This window comes from Maribacter arcticus (assembly GCF_900167935.1).
Taxonomy (GTDB): Bacteria; Bacteroidota; Bacteroidia; order Flavobacteriales; family Flavobacteriaceae; genus Maribacter; species Maribacter arcticus.
The window spans coordinates 167519-182430 of sequence record NZ_FUYL01000002.1 but is presented as its reverse complement, the minus strand read 5'-3'; the positions used below and the strand labels follow the sequence as shown (position 1 = coordinate 182430).

Sequence of the window (14912 nt, the reverse complement as noted above, 5' to 3'; positions counted from 1 at the left end):
TGTAGGAACAATCCTCAAGATATGTATTCTTTAACAATTTTTATCAAAGTTATTGTTGTTTATTCATTATCTTAAATGTCTAAACAAAAAAAATATTTTCAAAGATGAATAACTATGCCTTACCTATTCGATTTGGAGTTGCAGCTAGTGGGTGTTTAATTGCTTACTTTTTAATATTATCTCTACTGGGATTGCATACCAACGTGTTTTACAGTCTTTTTAATACAATCATTACTGGATTTGCAATTTTTGAAGCCATCAAGTATTTTAAACTAAAAAAAGGGGGCTCTTTTTCTTATGCAACTGGTTTTATGGCTGGTTTAATTACAGGTGGGGTTGCGACATTAATATTCACCATATTTTTCGCGATATATTCTACTGAGCTTCAGCCGGGTTTTCTAGAAGAACTATCAACGCGTTGGGCAAATACGTATCGAAGTTTTGAGGCCATTGTATTTTTAGTTGTTGCAACTATGGGTTTTACGACTAGTTTGGTGTTGACACTATCATTTATGCAACTTTTCAAAAGTTCAAATACCACCAAAAATAAGCGTAATTAAAAATCTTAAAAAACGCTTGTAAATTCATGATTAAGAATTATATTTGCACCCGCCTATGGAAAAAATCCATCAGGTTTAATTTTTACATTTAACAATATGTACGCAATTGTAGAGATGGCAGGGCAGCAATTTAAAGTTGCAAAAGACCAGAAAGTGTACGTTCACCGTTTACAGGTAGAAGAAGGTAAGAAAGTCACTTTTGACAATGTACTTCTTTTGGCTGATGGATCGAACGTTACTGTTGGCGCCCCGGCTATAGACGGAGCCGCAGTAGAGGCTAAAGTCGTTAAACACCTTAGAGGTGACAAAGTAATCGTTTTTCATAAGAAAAGACGTAAGGGTTACAGAAAGAAAAATGGACATCGTCAATCTTTAACTGAGATTGTAATTGAATCTATCATTTCAAAAGGAGCTAAAAAAGCAGAAGCTAAGAAAGCTGAACCAAAAGCTAAAAAAGAAGAAGCTAAAGCCGCTCCAGTTGCAGCTAAGCCAAAAGCTAAAAAAGCTACAGGTAAAGGTGACGATTTGAAGAAGATTGAAGGTATCGGACCAAAAATTGCCGAAACTTTAAGTGCTGCAGGTATTTCTACTTTTGCAGAGCTAGCAAAAACTGATTCAGCAAAAATTTCTGAAATTATTGCTGATGTACGTGGAAATCATGTAACAGATACTTGGCCAAAGCAAGCACAATTAGCTGCTGATGGTAAATGGGACGAGTTACAGAAATGGCAAGACGAATTAGATGGTGGTGTGGCTAAATAAGCTGACCCATTAAGTATAATAATATTTAAAACCTTAGACAATGGCACATAAGAAAGGTGTAGGTAGTTCGAAAAACGGTAGAGAGTCAGAATCAAAACGATTAGGTGTTAAGATTTTTGGTGGTCAGGCTGCAATCGCTGGTAACATTTTAGTTAGACAGAGAGGAACAAGACACAATCCTGGTGAAAATGTTTACGCAGGAAAAGATCATACATTACACGCACGTGTAGATGGTTTAGTAAAGTTTACGAAAAAAGCTGGTGGAAAATCATTTGTTTCCATTGATCCTTTCGAAGCTTAAACTAAATAGCACATTATAAAAAACCTCTTCAGAAATGAAGAGGTTTTTTGTGTTTAATAATTTTTGAAGTATAATATAATACTACTATTACAAAAGTTTCTCTCCAATTTCAAACCAAGAGTTTACACGTTCAAAACCTTTTGTATTAACATTGTGTGGTGATGTAAATTGTAAGCCACGACCCTCGAAATTCTCTAGGTTATAATTTCTATCATCAATTAATATATCACCCTTTAAAACATGCTTATGTCCACAAAGAATTCGATTTTGCCATGGTATAAAAGGAAAATGCTCATCTAGCCATTCGCTCTTCTCTTCAAGAGAATTTGGGAACTGCATTGCTGCAGATGCTATATAAACTTCATGTTTACTTGCTAATTTTGATAAGATTTCTTGACTGCCAGGTATAAGTTTAAGGTTTCTGAAAAAACCTCTTCTAGTAGCATGTTTTCTAACACTATCTTGATGCGCTTCAGGTACCATTCGCCATACTTCTGATCCAGAGCATAATTCCGAAGTTAGTTCACCATTGAATTCGGCATTGTAAAGCTCTATATGAGCACCATAGGTGTCAGCAATTACCTCATCCATATCTACAAATAGTATCATATAATTTTATTTTTAACGAAGTACGGAAAAACGCTTTTAATGAGAAAATGAAAATTATAAAGTTATTACTTAATGTTTACGATATACTTATAGACAGGACTATTAGAAGCGAATAATCTAAGGCCTAATATTTATTGAAAATCGGTATGAAGTCAATAATATAATTATATCAGCATAGGTTTCTCTATAAATTTTAGCTACTTTAAAATATAATTTTAAACAATCTTAATCATGAAAAAATCAATCATTTGTGTTGCAATGGCTAGTACGTTATTATTCTCTAGTTGTTTGGGTTCTTTTAGCGCTTTTAATAATTTAAAAGACTGGAATCAAGGCTTATCAGATAGTAAGTTTGTTAATAACCTTGTATTTTGGGGATTGAACATTATTCCGGTATATGGTCTTTTCTTTTTAGGTGATGCTATTATTTTTAACGTTATAGAGTTTTGGAGTGGATCTAACCCAATTGCGATGGAAGAAGGTGATATAGAAACCCAAATGGTAGAAAGAGATGGTAATACATTTGAAATGACCGCTACCAAAAATAGATTGCAAGTAACAGTGGTAGAGGGTCCTAAGAAAGATAAGAAAATTGATTTGGTGTATAAGCCAAGTGAAAAATCATGGAATGCAGTTCGTCCAAATGGAGAAATAATAAAACTATCTTCTTTTGAAGAAGGATTTTATATTGTTTACATGCCTAACGGAAAAGAGGTTAAGATTAATCCGTTGAGTTCAAAAGAAGAAGGTTTAGCTCAAATTAAAGAACAAACCGATTGTTATTACTTAAATGGTATGTTGGCTGAAAACAACTAAAACTAAGAATTTTAAACAAAAAAAGGTCCTGATGAAAATCAGGACCTTTTTAATTTATAACCGATATTTTAATATCTGTAGTACTCTGGTTTATAAGGCCCTTCAACAGTTACGCCAATATATTCAGCTTGTTCTTGCTTTAATTCGGTAAGTTCAGCACCTAAGCGGGACAAGTGAAGTTTAGCTACCTTTTCATCTAAATACTTTGGTAGCATATATACATTGTTGTCATAGTTATCACTATTCTTCCAAAGTTCTATTTGAGCCAAAGTTTGGTTCGTAAAGGAATTACTCATTACAAAACTTGGGTGGCCAGTTGCACAACCTAAGTTTACCAATCTACCTTCGGCTAAAATGATAATGTCTTTTCCTTTAATAGTGTATTTATCTACCTGAGGTTTAATTTCATCTTTGGTATTACCATGATTCTTATTTAACCAACCCATATCGATTTCATTATCAAAATGACCAATATTGCAAACAATGGCTTTATCCTTAAGCGCTTCAAAATGCTCAGCTCTAATAATGTCTTTGTTTCCAGTAGTAGTAATAACGATATCGGCATTACCAATAACCGTTTCAAGCTTCTTAACTTCGAAACCGTCCATGCAGGCTTGTAATGCGCAAATTGGGTCGATTTCTGTAACGGTAACAATTGACCCAGCTCCTTTGAATGATGCAGCAGTACCTTTACCTACATCACCATAACCTGCAACAACAACACGCTTACCCGCGAGCATTGTATCTGTAGCTCTCCGAATGGCATCAACAGCACTTTCACGACAGCCATATTTATTATCAAATTTCGATTTAGTAACAGAATCATTAACATTTATTGCGGGCATAGGTAGTGTACCTTTTTTAACGCGCTCGTACAATCGGTGAACACCGGTAGTGGTTTCTTCTGAAAGCCCTTTAATGCCAACAGCCATTTCTGGGTATTTATCCAATACCATATTAGTAAGGTCACCACCGTCATCTAAAATCATATTTAATGGCTTTCTGTCTTCACTAAAAAATAAGGTCTGTTCTATACACCAATCAAATTCTTCTTCATTCATTCCTTTCCAAGCATAAACAGGTACACCTGTTGCTGCAATTGCAGCAGCAGCTTGGTCTTGAGTGGAAAATATATTACATGAGCTCCAAGTTACTTCAGCACCTAAAGCCGTTAGTGTTTCAATTAATACAGCTGTTTGAATTGTCATGTGAAGACATCCGGCAATACGGGCCCCTTTTAAAGGTTGCTCGTTTTTATACTCTTCTCTTAACGACATTAGTCCTGGCATTTCTGCTTCTGCCAATTCAATTTCTTTTCTTCCCCAGTCAGCAAGGGAAATATCCTTAACCTTATAAGGCACATACGGAATAGTTTTCGTGCTCATATCTTTATTATTTTATACTTTCGTTTATCTGTGATAAGCAATTTTTAATAAGCCACAAAGGTACGAATAACCCTAATAATCTCATGCCGCTTTACAAAACTATAACATTAAATGAAGAAACTTCCTTAGCAATTTGGAAGGTTGACGAGACTGAAGATAAGCTTTGGGAGAATATTGAACTTACTACACATTGCCAAAAAAGATTCGATGGTATGAAGTCAGAGTTACATCGAAGGGCTTTTTTGAGCATACGGCATTTATTAACTACATATGGGTATACCGATTTTGATTTGATTTATGATACAAACGGAAAACCACACTTGAAGGATGGTAAATTTATTTCTATTACACATTCACATAATTTTACAGGAATAATTGTAAGTGCCTCTGAGGAGGCAGGTATCGATATTGAAATGCAACGAGATAAGATTCTTCGCATAGCACATAAGTTTACGCCATTTGAAGAGTACCGAACCTTAGCGAATACTGCTGCAATTATTAGAAAATTGACAATTGTTTGGGGAGCTAAAGAATCGCTGTATAAAATTTATGGGGAGCGAGGGTTAAGTTTTTTACATCATATAAATGTGCATGACTTCTCATTTGATGATAATAAAACATCAGCACAAATAATTTATAAAGGTATCTTATCAAATTATGGTATACACTTTTTAGAATTTGAAGATTTTACTTGTGTATATGCTACAAAAAACAAAGCATAAGAAATCATTATATTAATAGACTATTTATGGAAATTTCAGTAGAATTAACTTTTTCGCCACTACAAGACGATTTTGAGGAACATATTATTCAATTTATTAAAAAACTTAGAGCATCTGGCTTGACTATTCTTGAAAATCCGCTTAGTACTCAAGTATTCGGATCTTATGATACGGTGATGCAAGTGCTGAACCAAGAAATCAAAATAGCATTTGAATTAATGGATCGCGGTCTTTTGTTTATGAAAATCGTAAAATCGGATAGAAGCGACTATGAGCCCCATTTTTGATTATTTTTTTGGTCAATACAGTACGTATGACACTTTAGATATCACTCTTGAGATTATTGCTGTAATTTTCGGTCTTTTTTCTGTTTGGTTTTCCAAGCAAAATAATATTTGGGTATATCCTACGGGGTTGCTAAGTACTTCAATTTTCGTATACTTACTTTTAAAATGGGGTTTGATTGGCGATATGCTTATTAATATATACTACTTTATAATGAGTTTGTATGGTTGGTATATTTGGACGAGAAAGGTGGACGCCGAACATTTTACACCAATTACTAGTGCTACAAAAAAGGAACATAAAATTTCTTCTTTAATATTTATAGGTACCATAGTATTTGTGTTTATCGTTTATCAAATTTTTGATAAGTGGACTAGTTGGACTGCCTATGTCGATACGGTAACAACTGCTATCTTTTTTGTGGGGATGTGGTTAATGGCCAAAAGAAAAGTAGAAAATTGGATATATTGGATCATTGGTGATATAATATCCGTTCCATTATATTTCTATAAAGGATTTACGTTTACTAGCTTTCAATACCTAATTTTTACAATATTGGCCGTTTATGGTTATTACGCATGGAAGAAAAATATAGACAGCAACCTTCAAACATCTTAAAAGTCGTACTTTTTGGACCCGAATCTACAGGTAAAACTACATTATCTGAGCAATTGGCGCGATATTATAATACAGTATGGGTGCCAGAGTATGCTAGAGAATATTTACAAGATAAATGGAATGACGAACGTAAAACCTGCGAACCTCACGATTTGCTTCCAATTGCAGAAGGGCAGATGCGACTAGAAAACGAGTTGACCAAAAAAGCAAGTAAAATTTTGATATGCGACACTGATTTATTAGAAACAAAAGTATATTCGGAAGCGTATTATATTGGAAATTGTGATCCAATTTTAGAAAAGTATGCCTTAGAGAATACGTATAATCTGTATTTGCTTACGTATATTGATATTCCTTGGGAGGCTGATGATTTAAGAGATAAGCCTGGCGAACGAGAAGAAATGTTTTCTTATTTTAAAGGCACTTTAGAAAAATACGGTAAAAATTTTATTACCTTGAAAGGGAACAAGAAAACACGTTTAGAGAAAGCCATTAACCATATAGATCAGTTATTAAATAAATGATACAACTTACAGAGAACGACGAAAAGCAATTAAGGGAAAAAGGAATTTCAAAAGAAAAGGTGATAGACCAAGTCAACACTTTTAAAGAAGGTATTCCTTTTGTTCAACTAAAAAATGCAGCTGTTATTGGAAATGGAATTCTCAAGTTTACTGAAGCAGAGGAAAAGGAGTTAATAAAATTGTATGATTCCAAATTAGAAGATTTAGATATTTTGAAATTTGTGCCAGCTTCTGGTGCTGCTTCACGCATGTTCAAGGCATTATTTAATTTTTTAGAAGTTTATAATCCAGAGGAAGAAACCCTTGAAGCATATTTTGAAAGAACAAACGATAAGGATTTAAAGGTCTTTTCAGAAGGGTTAGAACGTTTGCCTTTCTATAAGAAGGTTATAGAAAGGTTGCAAAACCATAATGGTTCTACTGGTAAAAAAGTACACCGATTTGTATCAGAGTTAATGGGTGAGAATGCACTTAACTATGGTTTTTATCCTAAAGGATTATTACCATTCCATGATTATAAAGATGTTGCCGCCACTCCTTTTGAGGAGCATTTGAAAGAGGGAGCTTTGTACGCCAGTAGTAATGGTAAAGCAAAACTTCATTTTACGGTTTCTGAACAACATGAAGAAATGTTCAAAGATGAATTTACACATGCCGGACCTAGAGTTTCAAAAGATACAGGCTTGGAATATGAAATTGTTTATTCTTTTCAAAAATCATCTACCGATACCTTGGCGGTAGATGTGGATAATAAGCCCTTTAGAAATGATGATGGGACAGTATTATTTAGACCAGGAGGCCATGGCGCATTAATTGAAAATTTGAACGACCAAGATGCAGATATTATTTTTATTAAAAATATAGATAATGTTGCTGTCATGAAAGATGCTAAGGCTGTAGCGGACAGTAAGAAGGTATTAGCAGGGATTCTATTAAAAGTTCAGCAAAAGGCATTTGATTATGCCGGGCAGTTAGATAGGGGAGACTTATCGGATGCAAATATTTCTAAAATTAAAGCATTTTTAAACGAGCACCTAAATGTTAGGTTTACTAAAAATTTCGATTCAAAATCTAGATCAGAAAAAACAGGAATTCTTAAAGATAAAATCAATAGGCCCATTCGCATAGGTGGTATGGTTAAAAATGAAGGTGAGCCTGGGGGTGGTCCGTTTTGGGTGTCAAATGCAAAAGGGGAGGTTTCTTTACAAATTATTGAATCTGCTCAAATAGATATGAGCAATAATGCACAAGCAGATATTATGAAGAACTCAACACACTTTAATCCCGTTGATTTGGTGTGTGGCGTACGTAATTATAAAGGAGAGAAATATGACCTTATAAAGTTCGTAGATGATAAACAAGGATTTATTACCGATAAAACAAAAGATGGCAAAGAATTAAAAGCATTAGAACTTCCAGGTCTTTGGAACGGAGCAATGGCATTCTGGAATACCATTTTTGTGGAAGTACCTTTAGTAACCTTTAATCCTGTTAAAAGTGTGGTTGATCTTTTGAAAGATTCACATCAGGCATAATTAAAATAAACATTAGAGTTAAAAGTGTGTAGTTTCTACACGCTTTTTTCATTTACGCACACTTTTAACCAGTTTTTAAGTCAACGGATATTATTGCAGATTGTTGATGGTTAATGTTTTAAGGTAAACATTGAGCCGTAAGATGTCTTGGCATAATTTTTCTAATACGGTTTATAAGATTGTTTAATTTAAAAATTAGTTTTTGCAACAGCTTTAGCAATAGGTAGTTTAATAATGAGAACTGCAGCTACTCCAATTATATTTAATGAAGGTATAATGGAAGATGTATTTTCACAAGATTATACTGAAGTAGCCGCTTCTGATGTGCCAACGCCAATTATAGAAGCATTAGAGACAGATTATGTTGAGGCGATGTTCAATAAAGCGTATGTTGATGATGAAAATAAGTATAAGTTAGAAGTGTCAATGGAAGATGGTACTTCGATGGTGCTTTATGCAGATGCCAATAATAACTGGCTAGAAATGTAATTCCCCCTATTCAATTTAGTTATTAATAAAGAGCTGCTTCGGCAGCTTTTTTTACAGCTAAAACTTTAAAATTTAGTTATTGGGTAATCCATTTGCAGGTTTACTCCGTAAATAATTAAGATTAAAAATGTATTAACGATTAAAATAGTTAGGATGAAAAATTACGCGACACTTGTTTTATTGGCTTTGGGGATGATGTTTAATGTTACGGCAATGACTGTTTCAAATACAGTAGAAATAGAAGCAGTAATGAATACGGTTGACGAATATGTGAAAATCAAATCAAATGAACTAACCCCTCCGGTCATAGAGGAGATATTAAAACAATATCCGACATCTAAACTTGGAGCTGCATATAAGAATGATAAAGGAGAATTTAAATTGGTTATGGTTCTAAAAAGTGGAACTAGAAGAACTGTGTATATAGACCAACATGGTAATTGGATCAATAAAAAATAAGGCTTAGATTCTTAGCTTTTGAAAAAAACTGCAAAATGCGGTTTTTTTTTATTTAAAAATGTGACCAACCAAAAAAAGTGGTGTCTTAATATATGAAGCAAGTTATGAATCAATGGTTACTATAGTTTTTATTTCAATCACAACAACAATTTTAATTTTAGCATTAGCTATGATTTCAAAAATATGTTGGAAAAAATAAAAAATCAAAATATCACTTTCGCGTAAACACTAACCGTTAACTATGAAGGTGCCACCAAGAAGAAATTGTTTTTGAAATAGCCCCCAAATTGGCATTACTTTATTTGATTTTTAAAACAAATAGAGACGTTAATTTACGATTTTAAGACAGAAGTTTGATAGGTGGTTGGAGGGAGCTGCGTTTGCAGCTCCTTTTTTTAATTTAAAAGTTCTTTAAAATAATAGTTGTTTACTATGTGATAAATATACAGTAGCGCACAAAAGACACATAATCACCCATTGATGAAAATTTGTTTAAATAATTGGTTAGATATGTAATTATAAAAATGCTTATTTGTTCAAGTTGGTTTGGTCAGAAAAGGGTAGCTATATGCTACCTTTTTCTATTTTCATTAAAAATATAATAAGAGGCGATCACACCTAAAATAACCGTAAGCAAATAACAGATAGTAATCTTAAAAGTGAATTTATTCTTTTTCGAATTCATAAAGTGATTATCTGAACGTAGCATAACTCAGATAATAAGTTCTTAAATGATCTTAATTAAGCAAGTTGTTATTTTTATGAAATTCTTTATGTGAGATGAAATTACTGCATTACATTTGCAGCATCTCAAAGGGGTGCCGAATTCTGAATATTCATTTAGAACAAAGCTGAGATTATACCCAAAGAACCTGGGCGGGTAATGCTGCCAAGGGACAATTCAAAATTTAGTTTATAAATTTTGGAGTAAGATGGCATATGAACGATTTGTTTGTATTAAGTCTTTTGGAAACCGAGCTTAGATGCTCAAAAATCAATTCTAACTTAGAATAATAGCCCCTTTTATTCGTAATAATTTTACGAATGAAACTATCTATTTTCGCAATTACAGCGTGCTTTACGCTGAGTATGGGGCTACAGGCCCAAGAACAGGAAGCTGACTCTTTAGAGGGTCAAAAAGTAGTGCTAGACGAGGTTTTCGTTTCGGCCATTAGGGTGACCAAAGAATCACCAGTAACATTTTCCAATCTTACAAAAGAGGATATTAAGCCCAGAAACTTGGGGCAAGATATTCCTGTTTTAATGAATTTTTTACCATCCGTAGTAACTACAACAGATGCAGGTGCCGGTGTAGGGTATACTGGTATTAGAGTTAGGGGTAGCGATGCTACGCGTGTCAATGTTACTATAAATGGTATACCTTATAATGACGCTGAGTCTCAAGGTACATTTTGGGTTAATATGCCAGATTTTGCCTCTTCTACAGAAAGTTTGCAACTACAGCGAGGTGTGGGTACTTCTACCAATGGCGCAGGTGCTTTTGGGGCTAGCTTAAATGTATTGACAGATGGTTTTTCTGAAAATGCCTATGGTCAAATAAGTACCTCTATTGGTAGTTTCAAAACGTTGAGAAATAATTTAAAATTCAGTACTGGACTTTTAAATAATCAAGTAGAAATTTCCGGCAGATTATCAAAAATTAATTCAGACGGGTACATTGACCGGGCCGAGTCAGATTTAGATTCTTATTTTTTACAAGGAGCTTTTAGAGATGATAACACACTAATTAAAGGACTGCTATTTGGCGGTCATGAGATTACTTATCAAGCTTGGAATGGGATTGATGCTCAAACTTTACAGGATGATAGAACATTTAATCCTTCAGGAATTTATACTGATTTAGATGGTAATACCCAGTTTTATGACAACGAGGTAGATAATTATAAGCAGGATCATGCCCAGTTATTATGGAATGAAAAGATTTCAAATTTCTGGAGTACCAATATTGCTTTGCACTATACTAGAGGTAGGGGTTTCTTTGAACAATATAAAGAAGCAGATGATTTTTCTACCTATGGTTTTGAGCCCATAACTTTTGAGGGGGAAGTAGTGAATACTACAGATGTAATAAGAAGGCGTTGGTTAGATAATAACTTTTATGGTACAGTGTTCTCTGCAACCTATAAAAAGAAGAGTCTTAATCTAATTATGGGCGGTGGTTTCAATAAGTATGAAGGTGACCATTTTGGCGAAGTAATTTGGGCAAGGTATGCAAGTAATAGTAGTTATAAAGACCGTTATTATGATGATAGTTCGTCTAAGACTGATTTCAATTTGTATACCAAAGTAAATTATCAATTAACCGACCAATGGTCATTATATGGTGATTTACAATATAGAACTGTAGGTTACAAAGCGAATGGTGGCGATACAGGAATTGTAGATGATACCTTCAATTTTTTCAATCCAAAAGCTGGGATTACTTTTGACTTGAATGCGAATAACAATTTTTATTTGTCATACGCAGTAGCGAACAGAGAGCCAAATAGAAATGATTACGAAAGCGGAAATCCGAAACCAGAAAAGTTGAACGATTTTGAATTAGGATGGCGGTATGTATCGACCGATGTACAGCTTAATACGAATGTGTACTATATGAGCTATAAGGATCAGTTGGTTCTTACTGGAGAACTGAATGATGTTGGGGCACCATTAAGGGAAAATATAGGTGATAGTTATAGATTAGGACTTGAAATAGATGCAAACATTCGAATTAATGATAAGTTTAGTATTCGACCGAACGTTGCTTTAAGCACCAATAAAAATGTTGACTTTTTTATTGATAGAGATGATGTGTTGCAAGATTTGGGGAATACAAACATTGCATTTTCACCATCTTTAGTTGCAGCTAATATCCTTAGCTATACACCAAGTGAAGCAATGAATTTATCACTTTTCTCAAAATATGTAGGTGAGCAATATCTTAGTAATACAGATACCGAAGCATCAAAATTAGATTCTTATTTTACTACAGATTTCAATATTACTTATGAAATTAAAATGAACAGAATTTTAAAGTCCATCGTAATTTCTGGGTTGGTGAATAATATTTTAAACGAGAAATATGTTTCTAACGGATATACGTATTTAGATTCTTGGTCAACACCTGGAAATACTTTTGAAGTGCAAGGGTTTTATCCACAAGCCGGTACAAATTTTTTAATAGGAGCGACACTTAGTTTTTAAAATATAAAGCCAACTTAAAGCATAGTTATTTTATCTTAAATATTTGTTTATTACGTATGAAGTAAGGAAGAAAATTCTAATTTTAGTTAATTAAATTCTAGGGTAATGGATCGTAATATTCCTGTATTTGGTAGCAGATTGAGAAATAATATTGTTACTGTTCCAGAGGTAATTTCGCAATGTTCTGGAATACGGGTTTTTGGGCAATCTATAAAATCGTTCTTATTTAGTACCGATGTTGCTATAATTAGAAATACAAATGCCAATGCTATTATTGCAGTTTACCCTTTTACGCCTCAGCCAGTTATTTCAAATGCATTGATTTTAGCTGCCGATAAACCTATTTTCTGCGGTGTAGGAGGTGGAATAACAACAGGGGTAAGGTCTTTAGAGTTGGCTATTCATGCAGAATTTCAAGGAGCTTTGGGGGTGGTTTTAAACAAGCCCACCCCAAATAGCCTTATTAGTCTGTTAAAAGAGAAAATTGATATTCCTGTCACCATTACGGTGGTATCTGAAAAAGAAGATATTAAAGGAAGGCTGCAAGCCGGAGTTGATATTTTTAATGTTTCTGGAGCAGGAAAAACTTCAGATATTATAAAGAAAATAAGAGATTTAAATGCAGATGTAGCTATTATTGCTACAGGCGGTAAAACCGATGAAACTATAATGATGGCCATAGAGGCTGGTGCCAATGCAATTTCTTATACGCCACCGAGTACAGGTGAGCTTTTTAAAGAAATAATGGATAGGTATCGATTAGAAGAATAAGTTTAATTCGATATAACAACAATGTTTCCGCTAGAACTTGTTCGGTAATTTAACATATCATAATAACGTTTACCATCATCCGGGCGGTTTAGTAGTTGCCCAGTAATAAGACTATATTCATAATCTTCACAAGAACAAGTAGCTACCTGTCCATTTAAGGTCATGGTAGAACATTCATTGGGAGCGTGATTAGGGCAACTTGCCTCCCATGCCATATATTTAGTGCTACCGGTAAAACCTGTGTTAATTATAAAGATACCTCTAGTGCCGACACCATCACTTTTAACAAAAACGGCACTGCCTATATTGGTAAGAGGGCTATATAAAGGTAAATTTAAATTGGCGTCAAACCGAAAATTCACCTCTAATAAATAGGGATTTCTGTTAGTGCCATCATTGCTGCAAGCAGTGATTATCAGTAAGATTAGGATGCTTATATAACGGGTCATGCTATAATTTTGTTTTGAGAAACTTGGACAAATGTGCGTAAAAATTATGTATATTTGTGTTAAATCCTCTCTTAAAAAGCCAGACTAAAAGGCAATTGCAGAGGATTTGTTTATTTATTAAACGAGGATGTTATGAGTAACGTATCATACTATACTGTAGAAGGTTTAAAGAAACTTAAAGCAGAACTAAATCACTTTAGAGATGTTGAGCGGCCAAAGGCGTCTCAGGCAATTGCAGAAGCGAGAGATAAAGGTGATCTTTCAGAAAATGCTGAATATGACGCTGCGAAAGAAGCACAAGGTCTTCTTGAAATGAAGATTGCTAAATTAGAGAATACTGTAGCGAATGCACGATTAATTGATGAATCGCAATTAGATACTTCAAAAGTATTGGTGCTTTCTAGCGTGAAGTTAAAAAATCAAAATAACGGCATGGAAATGACCTATAAATTGGTCGCGGAAAGCGAAGCCGATTTAAAATCGGGTAAAATTTCGGTTAATTCGCCAATAGGCAAAGGTTTACTAGGTAAAAAAGTAGGAGACACTGCAGAAATCACTGTGCCTAATGGAGCATTGAAATTTGAAATTCTTGAAATTTCAAGAGGTTAGATTTTTAAAATAACTATATTTAATCCTATCCTTATTAAAAGGGTAGGATTTTTTATATCCACTAAATTTAAACTATGCCGACTATTTTTACCAAAATTATTAATGGAGAAATACCTTGTTATAAGGTTGCCGAAGATGAAAATTATTTGGCTTTTTTAGATATTAATCCGAATGCAAAAGGTCATACACTTTGTATTCCAAAAAAGGAAGTGAACAAGATATTAGACCTTGATGAAGATGCTTATTTAGGATTAATGTCATTTTCAAGAAAAGTTGGTAAAGCTTTAGAAAAAACGGTCGATTGCAAGCGCATTGGTATGAGTGTTATTGGGTTAGAAGTACCTCATGTACATGTTCATTTAATACCTTTAAATGAAATGAAAGATGCTACTTTTCAACATAAGGTGAAATTAACTGACCAAGAGTTAACTAAACTAGCAAAAGCAATAAGTGCTAAAATTGAATAGCCCCAGAAATAAATAAATAAACAGCACCTGCAACTAGCGCAATTAAAGTTAATAACAAAGCGTAGAAAAGTAGGGTTGGTTTAGAAGATTTTTTTTCTGGTATGGCTGTCTTTTTATAATAATTGAACATGCGTTCAATATCTTCGGTCCAGCTTACAGGGTAGATTGTTGAATGACAAGTGTTACATACCAGTTTGTTACTTAGTTCAGCAGTGGTTTTGTGAAAAAAACTACCGTAAGTATGTTTTTGATAAAAAGTTAGCTTCAAATCTTGGTTAAAACACTCAGGACAGTTGTTGTTCAATCCGGTTTCTTTGATAACTACTAGTTTTTCCTTAGCCATA

At 33.8% G+C, this 14912-nt stretch carries 19 protein-coding genes; 15 read left to right on the top strand and 4 right to left on the bottom strand.

Annotated elements, in window-relative coordinates; all coding sequences use genetic code 11:
* The first annotated feature begins 104 nt into the window (after positions 1 to 104).
* The 3 genes from B5X55_RS03620 to rpmA all read left to right on the top strand — a co-directional run bounded on the left by B5X55_RS03620 (position 105) and on the right by rpmA (position 1623).
* Entirely contained in the window at positions 105 to 560 is a 456-nt protein-coding gene (locus tag B5X55_RS03620; protein ID WP_079511246.1) for a DUF4199 domain-containing protein, read from the top strand.
* A 96-nt stretch (positions 561 to 656) separates the two neighbouring features.
* Entirely contained in the window at positions 657 to 1322 is a 666-nt protein-coding gene (gene rplU, locus B5X55_RS03615; protein WP_079511245.1) for a 50S ribosomal protein L21, read from the top strand.
* Between the two features lie 40 nt (positions 1323 to 1362).
* Positions 1363 to 1623, top strand: coding sequence for a 50S ribosomal protein L27 (gene rpmA / locus B5X55_RS03610; RefSeq protein ID WP_079511244.1), 261 nt, complete (start codon positions 1363 to 1365; stop codon positions 1621 to 1623).
* Between the two features lie 87 nt (positions 1624 to 1710).
* Here the strand turns inward: rpmA and B5X55_RS03605 are convergent, their stop codons facing one another.
* Positions 1711 to 2232 (bottom strand): 5' nucleotidase, NT5C type, encoded by a 522-nt coding sequence (locus tag B5X55_RS03605; RefSeq protein ID WP_079511243.1) that lies wholly within the window; start codon positions 2230 to 2232, stop codon positions 1711 to 1713.
* A 231-nt stretch (positions 2233 to 2463) separates the two neighbouring features.
* Here B5X55_RS03605 and B5X55_RS03600 point away from each other — a divergent pair, with 231 nt between their 5' ends.
* Complete coding sequence (locus B5X55_RS03600; protein WP_079511242.1) at positions 2464 to 3048, top strand: DUF3332 domain-containing protein; 585 nt, start codon at positions 2464 to 2466, stop codon at positions 3046 to 3048.
* A 68-nt stretch (positions 3049 to 3116) separates the two neighbouring features.
* Here the strand turns inward: B5X55_RS03600 and ahcY are convergent, their stop codons facing one another.
* Complete coding sequence (ahcY, locus tag B5X55_RS03595; RefSeq protein ID WP_079511241.1) at positions 3117 to 4433, bottom strand: adenosylhomocysteinase; 1317 nt, start codon at positions 4431 to 4433, stop codon at positions 3117 to 3119.
* Between the two features lie 83 nt (positions 4434 to 4516).
* On the opposite strand from ahcY, the gene B5X55_RS03590 reads away from it, so the two are divergent.
* From B5X55_RS03590 to B5X55_RS03550, 9 genes are all read left to right on the top strand, one after another.
* On the top strand, positions 4517 to 5155 hold the full coding sequence (locus tag B5X55_RS03590; protein WP_079511240.1) for a 4'-phosphopantetheinyl transferase family protein: 639 nt from the start codon (positions 4517 to 4519) through the stop codon (positions 5153 to 5155).
* Positions 5156 to 5181: 26 nt separating this feature from the next.
* Positions 5182 to 5442 carry a thiamine-binding protein gene (locus B5X55_RS03585; protein ID WP_079511239.1) on the top strand — a complete coding sequence of 87 codons (261 nt, stop codon included), beginning with the start codon at positions 5182 to 5184 and terminating at the stop codon, positions 5440 to 5442.
* The gene (gene pnuC, locus B5X55_RS03580; RefSeq protein ID WP_079511238.1) at positions 5426 to 6058 is read left to right on the top strand and encodes a nicotinamide riboside transporter PnuC; all 633 of its coding nucleotides are present in this window, start codon (positions 5426 to 5428) and stop codon (positions 6056 to 6058) included. The genes B5X55_RS03585 and pnuC overlap by 17 nt, the downstream gene beginning before the upstream one ends.
* Entirely contained in the window at positions 6019 to 6582 is a 564-nt protein-coding gene (locus tag B5X55_RS03575) for an AAA family ATPase (protein ID WP_079511237.1), read from the top strand. Before pnuC ends, B5X55_RS03575 begins: the two co-directional genes overlap by 40 nt.
* A complete protein-coding gene (locus B5X55_RS03570) occupies positions 6579 to 8117 on the top strand; it encodes a DUF4301 family protein (RefSeq protein ID WP_079511236.1) in 1539 nt (512 codons plus the stop codon). Before B5X55_RS03575 ends, B5X55_RS03570 begins: the two co-directional genes overlap by 4 nt.
* A gap of 234 nt (positions 8118 to 8351) precedes the next feature.
* A complete protein-coding gene (locus B5X55_RS03565) occupies positions 8352 to 8606 on the top strand; it encodes a hypothetical protein (protein WP_234999656.1) in 255 nt (84 codons plus the stop codon).
* Between the two features lie 153 nt (positions 8607 to 8759).
* Positions 8760 to 9065, top strand: coding sequence for a hypothetical protein (locus B5X55_RS03560; protein ID WP_079511235.1), 306 nt, complete (start codon positions 8760 to 8762; stop codon positions 9063 to 9065).
* 1044 nt (positions 9066 to 10109) lie between these two features.
* Positions 10110 to 12272 carry a TonB-dependent receptor gene (locus tag B5X55_RS03555; protein WP_079511234.1) on the top strand — a complete coding sequence of 721 codons (2163 nt, stop codon included), beginning with the start codon at positions 10110 to 10112 and terminating at the stop codon, positions 12270 to 12272.
* A 105-nt stretch (positions 12273 to 12377) separates the two neighbouring features.
* The gene (locus tag B5X55_RS03550) at positions 12378 to 13043 is read left to right on the top strand and encodes a YqgE/AlgH family protein (protein WP_079511233.1); all 666 of its coding nucleotides are present in this window, start codon (positions 12378 to 12380) and stop codon (positions 13041 to 13043) included.
* Between the two features lie 2 nt (positions 13044 to 13045).
* On the opposite strand, the gene B5X55_RS03545 is transcribed toward B5X55_RS03550, so the two are convergent.
* The gene (locus B5X55_RS03545; protein WP_079511232.1) at positions 13046 to 13492 is read right to left on the bottom strand and encodes a Rieske (2Fe-2S) protein; all 447 of its coding nucleotides are present in this window, start codon (positions 13490 to 13492) and stop codon (positions 13046 to 13048) included.
* A 132-nt stretch (positions 13493 to 13624) separates the two neighbouring features.
* On the opposite strand from B5X55_RS03545, the gene greA reads away from it, so the two are divergent.
* Complete coding sequence (gene greA / locus B5X55_RS03540) at positions 13625 to 14101, top strand: transcription elongation factor GreA (protein ID WP_079511231.1); 477 nt, start codon at positions 13625 to 13627, stop codon at positions 14099 to 14101.
* Between the two features lie 74 nt (positions 14102 to 14175).
* Positions 14176 to 14568, top strand: a complete 393-nt coding sequence (locus B5X55_RS03535; RefSeq protein WP_079511230.1) for an HIT family protein — start codon at positions 14176 to 14178, stop codon at positions 14566 to 14568.
* Here B5X55_RS03535 and B5X55_RS03530 read toward each other — a convergent pair.
* The gene (locus tag B5X55_RS03530; protein ID WP_079511229.1) at positions 14555 to 14911 is read right to left on the bottom strand and encodes a hypothetical protein; all 357 of its coding nucleotides are present in this window, start codon (positions 14909 to 14911) and stop codon (positions 14555 to 14557) included. The genes B5X55_RS03535 and B5X55_RS03530 overlap by 14 nt on opposite strands.
* Between the last annotated feature and the right edge of the window lies 1 nt (position 14912).

Coding starts and splice junctions, on each gene's coding strand:
- B5X55_RS03620 (WP_079511246.1), top strand. CDS start 105: ATGAATAACTATGCCTTACCTATTCGATTTGGAGTTGCAGCTAGTGGG.
- rplU (WP_079511245.1), top strand. CDS start 657: ATGTACGCAATTGTAGAGATGGCAGGGCAGCAATTTAAAGTTGCAAAA.
- rpmA (WP_079511244.1), top strand. CDS start 1,363: ATGGCACATAAGAAAGGTGTAGGTAGTTCGAAAAACGGTAGAGAGTCA.
- B5X55_RS03605 (WP_079511243.1), bottom strand. CDS start 2,232: ATGATACTATTTGTAGATATGGATGAGGTAATTGCTGACACCTATGGT.
- B5X55_RS03600 (WP_079511242.1), top strand. CDS start 2,464: ATGAAAAAATCAATCATTTGTGTTGCAATGGCTAGTACGTTATTATTC.
- ahcY (WP_079511241.1), bottom strand. CDS start 4,433: ATGAGCACGAAAACTATTCCGTATGTGCCTTATAAGGTTAAGGATATT.
- B5X55_RS03590 (WP_079511240.1), top strand. CDS start 4,517: ATGCCGCTTTACAAAACTATAACATTAAATGAAGAAACTTCCTTAGCA.
- B5X55_RS03585 (WP_079511239.1), top strand. CDS start 5,182: ATGGAAATTTCAGTAGAATTAACTTTTTCGCCACTACAAGACGATTTT.
- pnuC (WP_079511238.1), top strand. CDS start 5,426: ATGAGCCCCATTTTTGATTATTTTTTTGGTCAATACAGTACGTATGAC.
- B5X55_RS03575 (WP_079511237.1), top strand. CDS start 6,019: ATGGAAGAAAAATATAGACAGCAACCTTCAAACATCTTAAAAGTCGTA.
- B5X55_RS03570 (WP_079511236.1), top strand. CDS start 6,579: ATGATACAACTTACAGAGAACGACGAAAAGCAATTAAGGGAAAAAGGA.
- B5X55_RS03565 (WP_234999656.1), top strand. CDS start 8,352: ATGAGAACTGCAGCTACTCCAATTATATTTAATGAAGGTATAATGGAA.
- B5X55_RS03560 (WP_079511235.1), top strand. CDS start 8,760: ATGAAAAATTACGCGACACTTGTTTTATTGGCTTTGGGGATGATGTTT.
- B5X55_RS03555 (WP_079511234.1), top strand. CDS start 10,110: ATGAAACTATCTATTTTCGCAATTACAGCGTGCTTTACGCTGAGTATG.
- B5X55_RS03550 (WP_079511233.1), top strand. CDS start 12,378: ATGGATCGTAATATTCCTGTATTTGGTAGCAGATTGAGAAATAATATT.
- B5X55_RS03545 (WP_079511232.1), bottom strand. CDS start 13,492: ATGACCCGTTATATAAGCATCCTAATCTTACTGATAATCACTGCTTGC.
- greA (WP_079511231.1), top strand. CDS start 13,625: ATGAGTAACGTATCATACTATACTGTAGAAGGTTTAAAGAAACTTAAA.
- B5X55_RS03535 (WP_079511230.1), top strand. CDS start 14,176: ATGCCGACTATTTTTACCAAAATTATTAATGGAGAAATACCTTGTTAT.
- B5X55_RS03530 (WP_079511229.1), bottom strand. CDS start 14,911: ATGGCTAAGGAAAAACTAGTAGTTATCAAAGAAACCGGATTGAACAAC.